This is a genomic window from Pantoea sp. SGAir0418 (assembly GCF_043529865.1).
The window spans coordinates 292,758-310,401 of record NZ_CP027912.1 but is presented as its reverse complement, the minus strand read 5'-3'; the positions used below and the strand labels follow the sequence as shown (position 1 = coordinate 310,401).

The following is a 17,644-nucleotide window of genomic DNA, read 5'->3' as shown; positions in this document are numbered from 1 at the left end:
TAACTGTCCTATTAAGGAATCAGATCATGAAACTGACCGATAACACCATCTTCATCACGGGCGGCACTTCTGGCATCGGCCGCGCAATGGCAGAAAAATTTCATCAGCTGGGCAACCAGGTGATTATCTCCGGACGCCGCGAGGTGCTGCTGCAGGAAGTCACCGCCGCCAGTCCGGGCATGGACTATGTGGTGCTGGACGTCACGCGCGCCGACAGCATTCAGGCCGCGGCACAGAGCGTGCTGGAACGCTATCCGGCCCTGAACGTGGTCATCAATAATGCTGGCATCATGCCGTTTGACAACGCGGCGGGCGAACTGGATGACGCGCAGGCGGTGACGCTGCTCAACACCAACATTCTGGGACCGGTGCGCGTCAGTGCGGCGTTTATCGAACACCTGAAGCAGCAGCCGGACGCGGTGCTGATTAACAACAGCTCGGTGCTGGCCTTCCTGCCGCTGGCGACCAACGCGCTTTACTCAGCCACCAAGGCCGCGATTCACTCCTATACCCTGTCGCAGCGCTTCCTGCTGCGTGATACCGGCGTGCAGGTCATCGAAATTTCACCGCCGTGGGTGGATACCGATCTGATTTATAAAAGCGGCGACCCGCGCGCCATGCCGCTGGACGCCTTCATCAGCGAGACGTTTGAAAAGCTGGGTACCGACACCATCGAAGCGATTGTCGACCGCGTGCTGCCGGTGCGCGATAACCCGGGCGCGAACGAGCATACGCTGGTGAATCAGTTCAACCAGTCTGTGGCGGATAACCCGATTCCTGTTCAGTAAACATTTCAGGGGCACCGCCCCTGAAGTTTATGCCGGAGAGACATAATGAACGCTGTCATCACCTCTTCCCAGCGCCGCGCGCTGCGTGCGCTGAGCATTGCCTACTTCGTACAGGCTACCGGCGCGCTCTCTGTCGCTGGCAGTCTGCCGGCCATCTCAGCAGCCTGGCAGCTGACTGATGCGCAGAGCGCGCGCTTACTGAGTGTTTTCGGACTCACCTTCGCGCTGGCGGCTCCGCTGGTACAGGTGCTGTTTGGTCACCTGCGCCGTCGCCGGCTGGTGCTCACCGGCATTGCACTGTTTAGCCTGGGCGCCTTCGCGTTTGTGCTGTCGCCGGGCTACAACGCACTGCTCGCCTCACGCATCCTGATGGGGGCCGGCGCCGGGTTCATCGGTCCGGTGCTGGTTGCGCTGGGCTCCGAACTGGTCCATGAACAGCAGCGCGGCCGGGCCATCGGCATGGTGCTGCTCGGGGTATCGATGGCAAGCCTTGCCGGTATTCCGCTCGCCGCCTGGGTAGCCAGCCTGTGGGGCGCGAAAGCCCTGTTTGTGCTGGTCGGATTGCTAAGTCTGCTGAGCGGGCTGAACATTTTGCTGACGGTGCCGGATGACAGTGCCGGGACGCGCATCCGCCTGCGTGAGATGGCCGGCGTGCTGGCCGATGGCAAATACCTGACGGCTTTCCTGGTAGTGTTTTTTATTACTTCCGGCGTTTACAGCTTTTACGCTTTTATCGCGCCGCTCATTCGCGACACCTACACTGGCGGCACGCATGCGGTCTCCGCAGCGCTGGCCGTGCTGGGCGTTGCCGGGGTGCTGGGCAATCTCTGGGTCACCCGCGCGGCGACACGCTTTACCGCTGAGAAGCTGCTGCTGAGCGGCATGACGCTGCTCATCGTCGATACGGCGCTTATCGCCGTGCTGCCGAAAGCGCTGGGCGTGCTGCTGGCGGCACTGGTGGTCTGGGCGTTTGCCACCGATCTGCTCTGGCCCAGCCAGCAGCGCCGGATCGTCGAGCTGGCATCAGTCCGCCATCGCGGCATTGCGCTGGCGCTGACCAGTGCCTTCATGTTTGGCGGTATCGGCTTTGGCTCGGCGGTCGCATCATGGATATATCCACTGGCCGGCTTTTACGGGCTGATCGGCATGTCGGTGGCCTTTATTCTGCTGGCGATGGTCAGTCTGCAGCTGTCAGAAAAGCGCAGGCAACCGGTAAACATCGCTGAGTGCGGTCAGCGTCAGGCCTGAATCGGTGGACGCCGCTTACCGGTGCCGCGAAGCGAATGCTGTCCTGGCACGCTCTGCGCATTAAACGTGTGACGTCAGCGGGGAAGGGGACCGGCTGGCTGCGGACAGGCTTTTACAGAACGTCCGGTATGCGATCCCGGCAGGCCCATGACGATGATAACTCAGGGAAACAATCTCCCGTTGACACCTTAAAGTGCCCATTGTATAAAAGCCCGCTTCGTTAATGAGTTTCATTTGCATTAAAGCGGCGCGGGCTTCTCAAAACAATATCAATGGGGATAGGGGTAAATGAAAAAGGTCATCTGCACGTTATGTTTGGTGTTTGCATCGGTTAGCTCTGCGCTGGCCACCACCTATCCTCTCACGATTGAAAACTGCGGCTATAAAGAGACCTTCACCAGGCCGCCTGAGCGCGTGGTGGCGCTGGGGCAAAATACCGCAGAAATTTTGCTGCTGCTCGGCCTGCAGGACAAGGTCATCGCCAGTGCGTTCTGGCCGACTAAAGTGTTGCCACAGCTGGCCGAACAGAATGCAAAAATCAAAACGCTAACGGTAGAAATCCCCACCCTCGAATCCGTGCTGGCGCAAAATCCGGACTTCGTTCCTGCCCAGACGCCGCTGCTGCTGGGACCCGAGAGCAAGGTGGCAAAACGCGAAGATTTGATCACCCTTGGCGTGAACAGTTATGTGTCGCCAGGAATGTGCGCTACCAAAAAAGCCGCAGGGGATATGTATGGCAGTCGCCAGCAGCTGTGGGATATGACGTACCTGTATCAGGAGATTCAGGACTTCGCCAAAATTTTCAACGTGGAAGATCGTGGCCAGGCGGTGATTGCCGATTTCAAAAAGCGTGAAGCGGCACTGCGTCAGGAGTTTGGTAGCAGCAAGAAAGATCTCTCGTTCGTGTTCTGGTTCTCAAGCTCGTCACCGTCTGCGGATGCCTATGTGGGCGGTAAAAACAGTCCATCCGGATTCATCGCCAGCGTGCTGGGCGGGCATAACGCCATCACGTCAGAGACCGAATGGCCGACGGTCAGCTGGGAGAGCATCATTGCTGCCAATCCGGATGTGATCGTGGTCTCCAGTCTCGATCGCAATCGCTGGGCGCTGGATAAAGCCGAAGAGAAAATCAAATTCCTGAAAAGCGATCCCGCCGTCAGCCAGCTGGATGCGGTGAAAAAAGGCCACATCGTGGTGATGGATGGCCAGGCGATGAACCCGACCATCCGCACTATCTACGGAGCCGAACAGGTGGGTGAGCAAATGAGAAAACTGGAACTGAACTGATGACCATCGCTGTTGTTCAGGCGCGACAGGGGCTGTTCCTGACCGCCTCGCTGGTGGCTGCCGTGGCGTTATTATTGCTGGTGATTGCGACCGGTGTCAGCGTCGGAGAGCTGTCGATCCCGCTAAAAAGCGTCTTTTATGCCATCAGTAATAAAATGGGGCTCACGCACGTTCCCCTGAGCCGCATCTACGAGAGTGTGATTTGGGACTTTCGCCTGAGCCGGGCGCTGGTGGCGGCGTGCTGTGGCGCCGGGTTAGCGATTTGCGGTGCCGTTTTGCAGAGCCTGCTGAAGAATGCGCTGGCTGAGCCTTATGTGCTCGGTGTCTCTGCCGGTGCCTCCACCGGGGCGGTTTCTGTCGTGGTGTTGGGCATCGGCAGCGGGGCCGTCTCGTTGTCGGCGGGAGCCTTCGCCGGCGCCTTCACCGCCTTTGCCTTTGTCGCTTTTCTGACGAAAGGGGCGCGCGGCGGTAATGAACGCACCATCCTGGCCGGCGTTGCGGCTTCCCAGCTGTTTAATGCCATCACAGCTTACACCATCAGCACTTCTGCCAGTGCGCAGCAGGCGCGCGATGTGATGTTCTGGTTGCTGGGCAGCTTCAGTGGCGTGCGCTGGCCGGAACTCCAGCTGGTGCTGGTGGTAGTGACCATCGGACTGGCCATTTGCCTCTACTATTCCCGGGCGCTGGATGCTTTCACCTTTGGTGACGATGCGGCTGCCTCGCTGGGTATTGCGGTGCCTCAGGTGCGCCTTGCGCTCTTTATCACCACCGCGCTTATCACCGCCACCATCGTCAGCATGGCCGGTTCGATTGGTTTTATTGGCCTGGTGGTGCCGCATGTCATGCGTTTCTTCTTTGGTCCGCTGCATCGCACGTTGCTGATTGCCAGCGCATTGGCCGGTGCCATTCTGATGGTGCTGGCAGATATCGCGTCGCGCCTGCTGATTGCCCCGCAAAGCCTGCCGGTGGGCGTTGTGACCGCGCTGGTTGGCGGACCGTTCTTTGCGGTGATTATCTGGCGTTCGGGGAATAAATAATGAGTATCTCCGCTGACAACATTAGCTGGAAGGTCGGAAAAAAGGTCATCGTCGATAACGTATCGCTGCACATTTCCCGTGGTGAAACTGTCGGGCTGATTGGTCCAAACGGCTGCGGCAAATCTTCCCTCCTGCGCATCCTCGCCGGCCTGCGGCGCCCGGATGCCGGCTGTGTGACGCTGGACGGGCAAAATATCGCCCGCATTGCCCGCAAACAGATTGGTCGTCGGGTAGCATTCGTCGAGCAGCACGGCATGACTGACGCCAATATGCGTGTGCGCGATGTAGTGAAACTGGGGCGCATTCCGCATCATTCTCCGTTTTCCAACTGGAGCGCGCACGATGACGAAACCGTGACGGCCGCTCTGCAGCGCGTGGACATGCTGGAGAAAAGTGAGCAGGGATGGCTGAGTCTCTCCGGTGGCGAACGTCAGCGTGTGCATATTGCCCGCGCACTGGCGCAAACGCCGAGCGAAATTCTGCTGGACGAACCGACCAACCATCTGGATATCCATCACCAGATGCAATTAATGCAGCTGATCAGCGAGTTACCAGTTACCAGCATTGTCGCCATCCACGATCTCAACCACGCATCGATGTTCTGTGATTCGCTGATCGTGATGCAGAACGGTCAAATCATCGCAACCGGCACGCCGCAGGATATCCTGACCGAGGCGCTGCTTTGGCAGGTATTCCGGGTGAAAACCAAAATTGAGATCTCCCGCTTTCATGGCAAGAAGCACATTCATTTCATTCTTTAGGGTCAGGTAGCATGCTTCCGTTTTCGCTGCGTCCTGTCTCTACCCTGCGCCCGGGCGTTTTGCTGGGCAGCCAGTTTGTTTTCAACATTGGCTTTTACGCGGTCGTTCCCTTTCTGGCGATATTCTTACGCGATGATATGTTGCTCTCCGGCGGCGTTATCGGGCTGATTCTGGGATTACGCACGTTCTCCCAGCAGGGGATGTTTCTGCTGGGCGGTGCGCTCTCTGACCGTTACGGCGCTAAGATCATTATCCTGTGTGGCTGTCTGGTCCGGATTGCGGGTTATCTGTTGCTGGCGCTGGGGCAATCGCTGTGGCCGATCATTCTGGGTGCCTGTCTGACGGGCATCGGCGGTGCGCTGTTTTCCCCGTCAATTGAAGCGCTGCTGGCCAAAGCGGGAACGCAAAGCGAGGCGCAAGGCAAGCGCGGCCGCGCGGAGTGGTTTGCGCTGTTTGCGGTGTGCGGCGAACTCGGTGCCGTACTGGGCCCGGTGGCTGGCGCACTGCTGACCGGATTCGGTTTCCGCCAGGTGGCGCTGGCAGGGGCCGCGGTCTTTGTCATCGCGCTGATGGTGCTGTACTTTTTTCTCCCTGCTACAGGTAACAGCAAACAGGCGCTGAAAATTGTCCCCTGGTGGATGACCTTCCGCCAGCCGCGTTTTGTCGCTTTCATCGTGGCTTACAGCTCGTGGCTTTTGAGCTACAACCAGCTGTATCTGGCGTTGCCAGTGGAGATTCGGCGAGCAGGCGGCAACGAGAAAGATCTCGGCCCGCTCTTTATGCTGGCCTCGGTGTTGATCATCGCTTTTCAGCTGCCGCTGGCGCGCTTTGCACGACGCGTGGGGACGGTAAAAGTTTTACCGGTGGGTTTTTTGCTGCTCTCCGCCGCGTTTGCCAGCGTGGCCCTGTTCGCGTCAACCACGCCGCCTGACGGCTGGCTGCGGTTAATCCCTGCGGTGTGTCTGGTGACGTTTTTAACATTCGGCCAGATGCTGCTGGTGCCGTCGGCCAAGGATTTGATTCCCCGTTTTGCCGACCCCGCGACGCTGGGGGCGCATTACGGCGCCCTGGCCACCGCCGGCGGCTTCGCGGTGCTGGCCGGAAATTTAATGTTTGGACCGCTGCTGGACAACGCGCTTGTCCCTTCAACGCAGGCTATTTATCCCTGGCTGCTGCTGGCGCTGTTTCCTCTGTGCAGCGCCGTTGCCATGACCCTGATTTGTCGCCCGCTGCGCAGTGCGCCGATCGGGAAACCTGAATGACCGTTGCTGCCATTCGGGTTATACCGGCGCGGTGCTGTAGCATGAGGTGCACAACGCGGGCAGGGCAGGTTGCGCAGGCTCTCATCGACAAATGACCAGCCCGATCATGTGTAAACTCTACCTGGTTAACAACACCCAGAAAAACGTTTTCAGGAGTCAAGCCAGATGTTTACGCACATGCGCATTGCCAGACCCGTCTCCCAGCTTGAACGATCGGTTCTGATGTTTAGTCAGGGACTGGGTCTGCAAAAAATTGCCGAATTCCACGATCACGACGGCTTCAATGGCGTGATGCTGGGGCGAAAAGACCTCGACTGGCACCTCGAATTCACCTGCTGCTCGGGACATCCCGTTCAACCCTCGCCAACCGAAGACGATCTCCTCGTCCTCTATTATCCGGATGAAAATGCATGGAAGCTGGCATGCGAAAGCATGGTTGAAGCGGGTTTTAAACGGACGAATTCTTTCAATCCTTACTGGGATGTGAATGGGCAAACCTTCGTTGATCCCGACGGGTACCGGGTGGTGATGCAAAACAGGGCGTGGGGCTAGAGGGGACCGACCAGTGCGGCATTGCTGGTTGTATCTGTCTGCTTTTAATCTAAGCAGACATGATAAATGACGAAAAGCACCATGAATCCTTTTGTTGACGATATCCGGCTGCGATTAATCCAGAGTAATAACTTTGTCAGCTGAGGCGATCGTACTTTCCCTGTGCGCGACAATGATTCTGGTAATGCTGAGCTCTCTGATTGCCCGGTTCACCATCGCTTCACTCTCATTATCCAACGCACTTGTCGCCTCATCCAGAAACAAAATTGATGGTTTTTTATAAAGTGCTCGCGCAATGAACAGGCGTTGCTTTTGTCCGCCAGAAAGCCCTTCACCCAACTCGCCTATAAGAGTTTCATAACCCATCGGCATACGCATAATCACCTCATGAATGTAGCTGGCGCGGGCGCATTCTTTCATCCAGACTTCATCAGCCTCGTCTGCAAAACTACAGATATTTTCCCTGATTGAACCACTGAACAGCTTGTCATGCTGCATGACACAGGCGATCATTTTATGGTAGTTATTGATTCCAATCTGCTGAATATCAACACCCTCTATCTCTACTCTTCCGCTGTCGGGGGTAAATAGGCCGCATAATATTTTAAGTAACGTAGATTTCCCTGCCCCGGAAGAGCCCGTGATTGCCACGCTCTGCCCCGGCAGGATTGAGATATTCATTTTACGAAATATGTAAGGTGACTGAGTGTCGTAACGATAGCTAATTTCATGGGTCTCCAGTCCTAAAGGCTTTAACCCTGTTTCGTAATAGCGGTCAGGTTTATGATTTTCTCGCGGATTTAGTGCAATATCGGCAATGCGTTCATTATGCAGGCTCATCATGCGCAGCTGTAATACAAACTCCGTCAGTGAACTGATGCGATCAGAGAATTGTCCCCGAAAAGCACCGAATGCAACAAACATTCCGATAGTCATTTGGTTATCGATAACCTGACTCGTACCCAGCCAAAGCACAGTAATTTGATCGCAGGCAATAATCAATGTGTTGATACCGCCAAACAGCATGTCCATTTTAGTAATGCGAATGCTGGTATTAATTGAGTCAATTTCAAGGTTTAACCAGTGGGCGGCGCGACGCCGTCCCATTCCCTGTATTTTTACAGCGGCAATGCCGTATAACGTTTCCATAAAGTAAGAACTGGCACGAGCTTCTCTGACAAGTGATTCTTCTGACAGCTGTCGGTAGCGTCCATAAGTTAGCAGGCGCAGCAATACATAAAGGACGGTAAATGCCATCACAATCCAGGTCAGCCATCCACCATAAAGCACCATCATAATCACCACTTCAATGACCATGATACTGTCCATGATGGCACCGACTATACTGGTGGTGAAAGTGTTGCGCAGCGTATCCAGTGAGCTAAACCGTGACTGGATATCACCCATCTTACGTCGCTCAAAATAGCTGAGCGGCAGACATAACAGATGACTGAAGAGGCTGGATTGCCACTGCACGTTTATAAGCGTTGCCATAATTAGTGCTGACCAGGCGCGTACCATACCGACTACGGCCCTAAGCAGGATGAAAAAAATCAGTCCGACGCAGATTACCGTCAGTAAACTCTTGTCTCCTGCCGGTATGGCATGATCCATTACCAGCTGTGTACCGATCGGCATTACCAGATTGATGGTTTCAAACACCAGCGACAGACAAAATATTTTACCGAGCGCTCGCTTTAGACCGTGTACGCTGCTAATAAGGGATCTGAGGCTAATTTTGTTGAGGACGTTTTCGGCAGTAAAATTACTCCCAGGACAGGCTTCCAGCGCCACACCGGTAAAACTCTGCGAAAGTTCTTTAAGGCTAACCGTCCGCCGTCCGCGCGCCGGATCGTGTAGCACCATGCGATTGTTCCTGGCGCTGACCAGCACTACAAAATGATTAAATTCCCAGTGTAAAATGCACGGCATCTTCAGAGCCCCAATCTCGTCGATGTCGAGCGAAAGAGGGCGGGTTTTCATTCCCAACTGTTCAGCCATATCCGTCAGTCCGGATAGCGATGTACCGCGAGATGACAGATTAAACTGTTGCCTGAGCGCTATCAGGTCCACATTCTTGCCATAATGTCCGCAGATCATTGCCAGGCAGGCAAGGCCACATTCAGCAGACTCGGTCTGGTGGATCATCGGCAGTCGGTTGCGTAACTTTATTTCCAACTTCGCGACCAAAGTTTTAAAGGTCATTCTATTCATTGACTGGTCCTGAAGTACTGACCTTCATATCGTAGAAGGGGGCGATCATCCATTGATAGATTTTCCTTTTCTCCAGAAACATTGTGCTCTGCGCTTGAATGCCATTTTCCAGGCGCAGCCGTTTTCCGACATACCTGACTTCCTGCATTTCAGGCCTGACGATGACCTTGTAATAGGGAGCAACAGTGGTTAAAGCGGATGTGGGAGCGCTTCGGTAGCTGTGCATTTCCTGCAGCGATGCAGGCGTTCTTGTGATAACAGAAACCGTGCCGGCAAACTGGCCGAACTTCTCTACCGGGAAAGCCTCATAACGAATATTGACCCGGTCACCGGGATTAATATAAGGAATGGCGTTATCAGGAACCCAAAGCACCAGAGCGTAATATTCTATTTTTTCTGGAGTAATCTGTAGCAGGCTATCACCCGGATTAACCATTTGTCCCACTGTAACGCTCAGCGAATCTATACGACCAGCGGCTAGTGCCCGCACGATAATGGTGTCATCGGCATCAATACGGGTTCGCTCTTTTTGAAGTTCAAAGCGCTGTAGTTCCATCTGATAGATTTGATTGTCAAAATCGGCTGCCTGAGTATGGATCTGGCTATCCAGTGCCGTTATCTGAAGAGAATTATTATCATTTTGAACTGACAAACCGAGAAGACTGTTCTGTTGCTGGTAATAAAGAGCTACCTGGCTAATGAGTTGTTCTTTGTTTACGAGTCCAAGTTTCTGATACTGGCGATAGTTATCCATATTTTCTTTCATGATACGGAGCCCTTCCTGTGCGCGACGAAGAATATTCGTAGAGTGCAGGAAGGCTGAGATGTATTGCTCTTTTTGCTTTTCTAACATATCCAGCGTAGCTTTCTTATTGCTTTCCAGGCGGCTGACTATCTGTGAAATTTGGTTAAGCTGGTTGTCAATATCCCTGCGTTCATTTTCGCTTATGACACCGTTACGCGTACTTTTGCTTACATCAATTTGGTATACGGGCGAGCCTGCCTCAACTGATTGCCCTTCGTGAACGTATCGTTTTACAACTGTACCCTGAACACCGGAGTAGAGAGTTGCAGCGCGGGGATAAGTCGATATCTCACCTGAGACGTTGATCCTGCGGCTATAGGTTCCGGCGATAATGAAGGTCAATAATGCTGCAGTAAAAAAGAAACACAGGCTCGCCACTGCCCAAAAAGGGATTCCGGGAAGCAGCAGTGTCCGGCCCCGCAATCTCATCCTCTGATAATCAACCGCCTCCCTGCGAAACAATGTCATCTCCTTATAAAAGTATGCTATATGGTGGGAACCCTTTGTCATTTAACTGCCGAAAATATAGCTTTTATTTATGATGATACAATTCATCAGCGCATGTAGTATGACTGGCAATAATAATCCCTTTGACCGAACTCTCGCTGCTGTAAGCGTTAATGAAACAAAAAAAAGAATGATTAATGGCTTGTAGCCTGAATACTGAGTATGTAAAACGGCGAAGATCAGAGAGGATAAAATTGCCGCAGGAAATTTTGCTTTGAGAAAAATGGTCAGTGATCCGAATAGCGCACCTCTGATTGCAATTTCCTCATAAACAGGCGCCATTAAAATATAAGATATTTGTATAAGAATAAAGGTGATTGCAGGCAGGATTGTCTCAGAATGACTGTCATAGATTTCTTCTTGGAAGAACAGTTTTGGGAGGATGAACTGTATAGTCAAAATAATGGATAAATAAAGGATGAAATCTTTCAGGATGAAAGTTCCCACCCCAAAACCCTCTTTCTCTCTCAAAAATAAAAAATAAAGAGGGGTAATAACCAGGATCTCCACCGTGAACATCAATGGGAAAAACATACCAGACACGATCGACATCATTCTTAACTGTTCAGGCAAAAGCAGTGGAGCCCCGGTAAGAATAACCATAACAATAAAAACAGATAAGAATAAATATCCATCTTTTTTGTTCATTTAATGTTACCATGTGCTTTTATATCACCTTTGAATAAAATCTTTATAATCTTACCGCCTAGCAACACAAATGATATTAATGAGCTGATAGTGATGACTAACCTGGATAACTCAACGGGAGGTTTAAAGGTGTTGAATCCTGGGAAGATACCTGCGCCACTGAGAAACAAAAAGCCAGTCATTATTGATAAAAATAAAATAAGATTTTTTATGATAAATTTCAATTAATCCTCCTTAATACCCGCCGCAAAAGAAGCGGCGGGTGAATATTTTTAACGGCTGCAGGAGCCACCCATTCCACCTGAGTTACAGCTTCCAGAAGAGCTATTATTACCAGAGTTATTTCCACCGTTACCGCTTCCTGTAAAGCAGCCGCCAGCAAATGCGCCACCTGCTATGCCCAATGCTACACCACCGATTCCCCCGGCTGCACCGGAAATAGCTCCGCCAATAATACCATTATTACAATTTACCACGCCCGATTCATTATATCGGGGATTACCATTGGATCCTGGACTCGAGCCACCGTTATTACTGGTGTTGTTACGCCCTGAGCTATAGGAGGGATCGTTACGGCCGCCGGCTCCAGATATTTCGTCTAAAAGGTCTCTTGCGATTACTTTCATAAATAACTCCTGTTTATGGCTGTGGTGAGCTTAATAACAAAACATTGCCAGACAAACAAATACACCGTGAGTAATTTACTTTCAACTTTTTTATTTTTATGAAAACCAGACAAAACTGGTGTGCTTTTGCTAAGTTATCTTTTTAGTAATTTTATCTGGCGTAATTGAATAACGTTACTGTTTAACGGTTTCCTGTTAATTCATAATTTCACGATTTTATACGGAAATTATTTCTTTTGCTTACATGTGGTTTCTTAGATTTTAAGCAGTTGTTTGATTTATCACTCATTTTTAGAAATATATACTGCTATACATTCTCTCCTATTTTCGGTGTTTTTTTAACATGTGACTGGAAGATAAAATCTATTTTTTGGGGAGAGCATGGCTATGAATGAGGGCGCAATTCGTACCATTTATGGCGCTCGCCGTATATGGGCGCTGCAGCGATAGGGGGGCAGGACGGGAAGGCTCGCTTACCGCCGGATCGCTGAGCGCTAAGGTGGGTGCCATGCTGCGGGTTGAAGTAATCATCCGCGAACTTACGGCGATGGGGAACTTGTATTCAACGGCAAGCCAGCAGACGGCCACTGCGACGCTGCCTATGCTGTTTTAAGTCTTCAGCCGGATCAGTAGCTGAAATGTCTGGCCTGAATCCGGCAGGTCAAACTGGTAGTTTTTCGACCTTTCATTATTCTTCATGAATGCCGGGATCTTCTCGCGGCCCCTCATCATTGCTGCATCCTGGTAAAATAACGCGAACCATACCAGAGGATACCAGTTTTGTTAAAACGGGAGTTTCATCCCTATGCCAGCAGGTAAACATCAGGTATCTTTGAACTCTCATGAGGAAGGGACGGCTGAGCATGGATACGAAATTCATCGAGACACTGAAAACTTACTGTGACGATACAAATCGTGCCGTCGGCCCGCTGTATCTTCGCCTTGAGAAAGGTTTTCGCGACATGATCACCCGCGGTGATTTGAAAGCCGGATACGCGATTCCAAGCGAACGCGAGCTGTCAGAACAATTGAACCTGTCTCGCGTGACGGTGCGCCGGGCATTGAGCGAACTGGCGAATGCGCAGATCATTATTCAGCGACGCGGTGCACGTAGTACGGTCGCTGGCAGAGTTGAAAAGCCGCTGTCATCGCTGACCAGTTTCAGTGAGGACATGATTTCACGTGGCTATCAACCAGGTGCCCAATGGCTTGAGAAAGAGCTGACGCACGCATCGCCTTCGGAAATCATTGCGCTCAACCTCTCTCCTGGCGCACTGGTTTGGCGTCTGAAGCGCCTGCGAACTGTCGACGATCGTCCGATGGCCGTTGAAATTGCGGTTGTGCCACAGACGTTTATTCCGGATATGAATGAGCTAAAAGATTCCCTGTATGCCGTGTTTCAGTTGCATGGGTTCATGCCTGCTCGGGCGCTTCAGCGTATTCGTGCAGAACCGCTAAACCGCGAACACAGCCATCTGCTGGATATGCCAGCGCACAGCCCGGCATTACACGTAGAACGCCACTGCTATCTGGAAGATGGCCGACCGATTGAATACACCCATACCTGGTACCGGGGCGACAGTTACGACTTTCTGGTTGAGCTACAGCGAGATATCTCGTCGGGCCAGTAAACCTGTGCCATCTAATTGCGCTGTGCCCAGTCAGCAGCGCCCAGTAAACCGGCATCACCCTCGCCCAGTGCTGCCGTCACGGGCAGGTTGAACAGTGCCGGGAAGGCCTGAAGTGCCTTATTAACCCGCGCTATCATGCCTTCTGCCAGACCTACGCTTCCACCCAGCACCACCTCCTGGATGTCCACAACCATGAGCGTATCGGCAATGGCCTGTGCTACAGCCGCGGCTGCGTTGTCGAGGATCGCACTGGCCTGTGGTTCATCTGCCGCCAGGGAAAACAGTTCGCGGCTGACGATCCTGCGACCAAAAAGTGCCGTGGCCTGGCGGGCAAGGGCAGTGCCGGAAGCGATATGTTCCAGACAACCCGTGCGTCCACAACCACAGCGCCCTGCGTCCGGATCCAGCGGTGCAACGCTCACCGTCGCATGCCCGATATGTCCGGCCAGCCCCTGCGGACCAATCCGTAGTTTCCCGTCGCAAATGAGGCCACCTCCGACCCCGGTAGAAAGGGTAATGAAAAGCAGATCTGTACGATTATGCTGGCGTGGAAGGTATTCTCCCCACGCCGCAGCCTGCGCATCATTGAGCATGATCACCGGACAGTTAAACTGCTTCTCCAGCACTTCGCCCAGCGCAAAACCTTTCCAGAAGGGGATGGTGTTGAGATTAACCGACCATACGCGGCCTTCACGCAAATAACCCGTTACGGCAACAGCCACGCGCTCAACTGGATAGTCTGATTGGGTGACCTCGCGTAACGCCGCCAGAAAACCCGCCTCATCATGCTGCATGGGTACCTGCCTGCGAGCAATACATTCCTGCCCCTCAATCCATGCGGCGGACAGTTTTGTCCCGCCAATGTCCAGCGCCAGTATCATGCCGTTGTTCTCCCCTTAATCACGTCAGCCAGTGCTGCTTTGTACCAATCAGTGATGTGCTCGACGCGGGTGATGGCAGATCCGACCGTTACTGCAAACGCGCCTGCTTTCAGCGCTGCTGCGGCGTGATCCGGCGTGCGGGTACGGCCTTCCGCCATCACACGATAACCGCGAGCTGCCAGCGCTGAGATGAGTTCAAGGTCTGGTCGATGCATCGGCTGATCGGCTGTTTCATCGGTATAACCTGAGAGGGTGGTGCCAATAAAATCAAAGCCCATCTCAGCGGCAGCAATGCCATCTTTCAGTGACGAGCAGTCGGCCATGAGTAACACATTTGACTGACGGCCAAGCTTATAGAGCTCTGTAACGGGAACCGGGCGCTGACGTTCGGTAGCATCCACTGCAATAATGCTGGCTCCGGCAGCTATCAGATCAACAACGTCTTGCAGGAGAGGTGTAATGCGCACCGGCGAATCATCCAGATCACGCTTCACAATACCAATCACCGGGATTTCCAGCGACTTAGAAACCTGCTTCACGTTCTCCACACCTTCGATACGCACGGCACCCGCGCCTGCCAGTTCTGCGCTACGCGCCATCGCGACCACGATGTCGACGTGATCCATTGGCCCATCAGTTACGGGCTGGCACGAAACAACCAACTGATTTTTAAGTTTATTCACATCGAGCGTCATCTTTCGTTCCTGTTGGTTTTGCAATTACCCATCAGATAACCACAATAATACCAGATTTGTAAATTGGTATTTTAAAGACATACTTCTCGCACCGTGATGGTGCTCTTATTTTGACCAGGAGCACCATGATCGTGCTGGACAGCAGTCAGGATTAGGCGTTATAACAGGTTAAATATGTTGCAAATATATTGATTTAACGCTGATTGCGTTGATATACAACCAATTTTTATTTTGGTATTAATCTGGACTTATTCTGGCATGTTATTTGAATCACCTGATATGCCACGGGAACGTTATGTAGTTTTTAAACCAGGTACTGAGGAAAGTGAAATGACAGACAGCGTTATTAAAGTATGCGTCATTGGCGCAGGTTTCATGGGAGCAATGCATGCCCGCATCTGGCAGCAGATGTATGGCGTTGATGTGGTTGGCGTGGCCGACCCGGACCTGTCCCGCAGTGAAGCGCTGAAGGAGTGGATCCCGAAGCTGAACTGCTATGAAGATTTTAACCAGATGCTGGATCAGGAAAAACCCAACATCGTCAGCATCTGCACCAAAGATGATTTCCACCTGGCACCGGCCCTGGCGGTCGCCAGAGCAGGTGCGCATATCTTCCTGGAAAAACCGATTGCCGCAACGATGGAAGACGGCGAAGCCATCATCCGCGCTGCCCGCGATGCCAACGTGAAGCTGGGTATTGGCTTCCTGCTGCGTTTCGACCCGCGCTACTCACGTGCTCAGGAAATTCTGGCGACCGGTAGCGCAGGCGAAGTCAGCCACATTACTGCTCGTCGTAACAGCCCGGCGATTGAAGGTCCGGCCCGTTACGGTGGCAGCCTGCCGTTGCCGCTGCACGTTACGGTACACGACGTGGACATGATCCTGTGGCTGCTGAAGCACACCCAGCCGGTGAGCGTGTATGCGCAGACCACCAACAAGTTGCTTGGCCATCTGGGTACCGAAGATTCCGTGTTCGCCATCATTCGCTTCGCGGACAGCACCGTCGTGAATCTGGAAAGCTCCTGGGCACTGCCAGCCGGTTCACGCACGCTGCTCGATGCCAAAATGTCGATCTTGTCGACAAAAGGGCTGATTGAAATTGAATGCGGTGAGTCAGGACTGTATCACGCGTCCGAAACGGCTAACCGTTATATCGACACCCAGCACTGGCCGCTGAGCCAGGGTGAAATCAAAGGCGACCTGCGTGAAGAGCTGATGTCGTTCCTCGGTGATGTCCGCAACGGCACGACGACAGTCGCGACCGGTGAAGAAGCTAACGAGGCGCTGCGCATTACGCTTGCCATTATGGACTCCGCCCGTACCGGCGAAATCGTCCGGGTCTGACATTCTGACTGAATAAACCAGGTGATGAGATGAGCATAAAAAAAATGGGTATTGCAGGTGTTATTGGCACACTTCTGCTGGCAGGCAACGCCAGCGCAGAGGAAACCCTTCGTGTACTGCTTGAAGGACACAGCACCAGTGATTCCATCAAAGCGCTTTTGCCGGAATTCGAAAAAGAGACCGGTATTAAGGTTCAGGCAAAATTGTACCTTACAACGATCTTACCTCTAAAGCCTTGCTGGCCTTCTCCTCGCACAGCGGACGTTACGACGTCGTTATGGACGACTGGGTTCACGCCGTGGGTTACGCCTCGGCAGGCTATATCACACCCGTTGATAAGTGGATGAAGAGTGATACCAAATTTTATGACAAAGCGGATCTGGTACCAAGCTATGCAGATACGCTGCGTTATAAAGATGCTTACTACGGCCTACCGGTATACGGTGAGAGTACCTTCCTGATGTATCGCAAAGACCTGTTCGAGCAATACGGTATCGCCGTGCCGAAAACCTTTGATGAACTGACCGCAGCCGCTAAAACCATCAAGGAGAAAACGAACGGTCAGGTCGCGGGTATCACTCTTCGTGGCGCACAGGGTATTCAGAACACCTTTGCGTGGGCTGCCTTCCTGTGGGGCTACGGCGGCCAGTGGATCGACAGTAACGGCAAGTCTGCCATCTCATCACCCGAGGCGATTGCAGCTACAAATGCGTTCGTGAATATCCTGAATAATTTCGGCCCGATTGGTGCGGCTAATTTTGGCTGGCAGGAAAACCGTCTGGTGTTCCAGCAGGGCAAAGCGGCGATGACCATCGACTCTACCGTGAACGGTGGTTTCAATGAAGACCCGAAACAATCTTCAGTCGTCGGGAAAGTCGGTTATGCCCCGGTTCCTGCACAGCCGGGTGACCATCCGGGGAACAGCGGCGCACTTCAGGTTCACGGTATGTTCATCAACAGCGACAGTAAGCATCAGGATGCCGCCTGGAAATTCATCAGTTGGGCAACCGCCAGCCAGACGCAGATGAAATCAGTTGAGCTGAATCCGAACGCTGGTGTGAGTTCGCTCAGCGCCATTAACAGTGATGCTTTTGCTCAGCGCTATGGCGCTTTCAAGGACGGCATGCTTGCTGCTCTGAAGAACGGAAACGCGAAATATCTGCCTACCGTGCCGCAGGCTACGCAGATCATCAATATCACCGGCATTGCCCTGTCTGAAGCGCTGGCTGGCACCCAGTCTGTTGAAAGCGCACTGAAGGCAGCGAACACCCGTAACAATAAAGCGTTGTCTCGTTAACCTTTCTCCCTCAGTGCGTTCAGGCGTGCTGAGGGAAATGAATTTCTTACGCAGATCCAGG

16 protein-coding genes and 1 pseudogene are annotated in these 17,644 nt (G+C 52.8%); 10 read left to right on the top strand and 7 right to left on the bottom strand.

All coding sequences use genetic code 11. The features are described from left to right. Positions 1 to 26: 26 nt before the first annotated feature. The 7 genes from C1N84_RS20445 to C1N84_RS20415 all read left to right on the top strand — a co-directional run bounded on the left by C1N84_RS20445 (position 27) and on the right by C1N84_RS20415 (position 6,935). Positions 27 to 788, top strand: coding sequence for an SDR family oxidoreductase (locus C1N84_RS20445; protein WP_264444348.1), 762 nt, complete (start codon positions 27 to 29; stop codon positions 786 to 788). Between the two features lie 45 nt (positions 789 to 833). Next, positions 834 to 2,036 carry an MFS transporter gene (locus C1N84_RS20440; protein ID WP_264444350.1) on the top strand — a complete coding sequence of 401 codons (1,203 nt, stop codon included), beginning with the start codon at positions 834 to 836 and terminating at the stop codon, positions 2,034 to 2,036. 288 nt (positions 2,037 to 2,324) lie between these two features. Beyond that, positions 2,325 to 3,323: a siderophore ABC transporter substrate-binding protein EitA gene (locus C1N84_RS20435; protein WP_262264156.1), complete on the top strand. Its 999-nt coding sequence runs from the start codon at positions 2,325 to 2,327 to the stop codon at positions 3,321 to 3,323. After that, positions 3,323 to 4,360, top strand: coding sequence for a FecCD family ABC transporter permease (locus C1N84_RS20430; RefSeq protein ID WP_394541911.1), 1,038 nt, complete (start codon positions 3,323 to 3,325; stop codon positions 4,358 to 4,360). The genes C1N84_RS20435 and C1N84_RS20430 overlap by 1 nt, the downstream gene beginning before the upstream one ends. Further along, positions 4,360 to 5,121 (top strand): siderophore ABC transporter ATP-binding protein EitC, encoded by a 762-nt coding sequence (locus C1N84_RS20425; RefSeq protein WP_104187699.1) that lies wholly within the window; start codon positions 4,360 to 4,362, stop codon positions 5,119 to 5,121. Before C1N84_RS20430 ends, C1N84_RS20425 begins: the two co-directional genes overlap by 1 nt. Before the next feature lie 11 nt (positions 5,122 to 5,132). Next, a complete protein-coding gene (locus tag C1N84_RS20420) occupies positions 5,133 to 6,383 on the top strand; it encodes an MDR family MFS transporter (protein ID WP_211725607.1) in 1,251 nt (416 codons plus the stop codon). Positions 6,384 to 6,548: 165 nt separating this feature from the next. Beyond that, positions 6,549 to 6,935, top strand: a complete 387-nt coding sequence (locus tag C1N84_RS20415) for a VOC family protein (protein ID WP_264444357.1) — start codon at positions 6,549 to 6,551, stop codon at positions 6,933 to 6,935. A gap of 114 nt (positions 6,936 to 7,049) precedes the next feature. Here C1N84_RS20415 and C1N84_RS20410 read toward each other — a convergent pair whose 3' ends face one another. From C1N84_RS20410 to C1N84_RS20390, 5 genes are read right to left on the bottom strand one after another with little or no spacing between them, the layout of a single operon-like run. Continuing rightward, positions 7,050 to 9,149, bottom strand: a complete 2,100-nt coding sequence (locus C1N84_RS20410; RefSeq protein ID WP_394541910.1) for a peptidase domain-containing ABC transporter — start codon at positions 9,147 to 9,149, stop codon at positions 7,050 to 7,052. Beyond that, on the bottom strand, positions 9,142 to 10,416 hold the full coding sequence (locus tag C1N84_RS20405; RefSeq protein ID WP_211725614.1) for an HlyD family secretion protein: 1,275 nt from the start codon (positions 10,414 to 10,416) through the stop codon (positions 9,142 to 9,144). The genes C1N84_RS20410 and C1N84_RS20405 overlap by 8 nt, the downstream gene beginning before the upstream one ends. A 48-nt stretch (positions 10,417 to 10,464) precedes the next feature. Continuing rightward, positions 10,465 to 11,109, bottom strand: coding sequence for a CPBP family intramembrane glutamic endopeptidase (locus C1N84_RS20400; RefSeq protein ID WP_264444361.1), 645 nt, complete (start codon positions 11,107 to 11,109; stop codon positions 10,465 to 10,467). Next, on the bottom strand, positions 11,106 to 11,333 hold the full coding sequence (locus C1N84_RS20395) for a hypothetical protein (protein WP_058781980.1): 228 nt from the start codon (positions 11,331 to 11,333) through the stop codon (positions 11,106 to 11,108). The genes C1N84_RS20400 and C1N84_RS20395 overlap by 4 nt, the downstream gene beginning before the upstream one ends. A gap of 48 nt (positions 11,334 to 11,381) precedes the next feature. Next, positions 11,382 to 11,735 (bottom strand): hypothetical protein, encoded by a 354-nt coding sequence (locus C1N84_RS20390; protein WP_394541909.1) that lies wholly within the window; start codon positions 11,733 to 11,735, stop codon positions 11,382 to 11,384. Between the two features lie 863 nt (positions 11,736 to 12,598). On the opposite strand from C1N84_RS20390, the gene C1N84_RS20385 reads away from it, so the two are divergent. Continuing rightward, entirely contained in the window at positions 12,599 to 13,366 is a 768-nt protein-coding gene (locus C1N84_RS20385) for a GntR family transcriptional regulator (RefSeq protein WP_058775537.1), read from the top strand. Between the two features lie 11 nt (positions 13,367 to 13,377). Here the strand turns inward: C1N84_RS20385 and C1N84_RS20380 are convergent, their stop codons facing one another. Next, entirely contained in the window at positions 13,378 to 14,247 is an 870-nt protein-coding gene (locus tag C1N84_RS20380) for an N-acetylmannosamine kinase (RefSeq protein WP_264444365.1), read from the bottom strand. Beyond that, positions 14,244 to 14,942, bottom strand: coding sequence for an N-acetylmannosamine-6-phosphate 2-epimerase (locus tag C1N84_RS20375; RefSeq protein ID WP_264444367.1), 699 nt, complete (start codon positions 14,940 to 14,942; stop codon positions 14,244 to 14,246). Before C1N84_RS20375 ends, C1N84_RS20380 begins: the two co-directional genes overlap by 4 nt. A 330-nt stretch (positions 14,943 to 15,272) precedes the next feature. On the opposite strand from C1N84_RS20375, the gene C1N84_RS20370 reads away from it, so the two are divergent. Then, complete coding sequence (locus tag C1N84_RS20370; protein WP_058781340.1) at positions 15,273 to 16,286, top strand: Gfo/Idh/MocA family protein; 1,014 nt, start codon at positions 15,273 to 15,275, stop codon at positions 16,284 to 16,286. A gap of 29 nt (positions 16,287 to 16,315) precedes the next feature. Further along, positions 16,316 to 17,583, top strand: a pseudogene (locus C1N84_RS20365) (ABC transporter substrate-binding protein). Positions 17,584 to 17,644: the final 61 nt, after the last annotated feature.

Bases quoted from the DNA above. Each gene is read 5' to 3' on its own strand.
- C1N84_RS20445 (WP_264444348.1), top strand. From the start codon at position 27: ATGAAACTGACCGATAACACCATCTTCATCACGGGCGGCACTTCTGGC.
- C1N84_RS20440 (WP_264444350.1), top strand. From the start codon at position 834: ATGAACGCTGTCATCACCTCTTCCCAGCGCCGCGCGCTGCGTGCGCTG.
- C1N84_RS20435 (WP_262264156.1), top strand. From the start codon at position 2,325: ATGAAAAAGGTCATCTGCACGTTATGTTTGGTGTTTGCATCGGTTAGC.
- C1N84_RS20430 (WP_394541911.1), top strand. From the start codon at position 3,323: ATGACCATCGCTGTTGTTCAGGCGCGACAGGGGCTGTTCCTGACCGCC.
- C1N84_RS20425 (WP_104187699.1), top strand. From the start codon at position 4,360: ATGAGTATCTCCGCTGACAACATTAGCTGGAAGGTCGGAAAAAAGGTC.
- C1N84_RS20420 (WP_211725607.1), top strand. From the start codon at position 5,133: ATGCTTCCGTTTTCGCTGCGTCCTGTCTCTACCCTGCGCCCGGGCGTT.
- C1N84_RS20415 (WP_264444357.1), top strand. From the start codon at position 6,549: ATGTTTACGCACATGCGCATTGCCAGACCCGTCTCCCAGCTTGAACGA.
- C1N84_RS20410 (WP_394541910.1), bottom strand. From the start codon at position 9,149: ATGAATAGAATGACCTTTAAAACTTTGGTCGCGAAGTTGGAAATAAAG.
- C1N84_RS20400 (WP_264444361.1), bottom strand. From the start codon at position 11,109: ATGAACAAAAAAGATGGATATTTATTCTTATCTGTTTTTATTGTTATG.
- C1N84_RS20390 (WP_394541909.1), bottom strand. From the start codon at position 11,735: ATGAAAGTAATCGCAAGAGACCTTTTAGACGAAATATCTGGAGCCGGC.
- C1N84_RS20385 (WP_058775537.1), top strand. From the start codon at position 12,599: ATGGATACGAAATTCATCGAGACACTGAAAACTTACTGTGACGATACA.
- C1N84_RS20380 (WP_264444365.1), bottom strand. From the start codon at position 14,247: ATGATACTGGCGCTGGACATTGGCGGGACAAAACTGTCCGCCGCATGG.
- C1N84_RS20375 (WP_264444367.1), bottom strand. From the start codon at position 14,942: ATGACGCTCGATGTGAATAAACTTAAAAATCAGTTGGTTGTTTCGTGC.
- C1N84_RS20370 (WP_058781340.1), top strand. From the start codon at position 15,273: ATGACAGACAGCGTTATTAAAGTATGCGTCATTGGCGCAGGTTTCATG.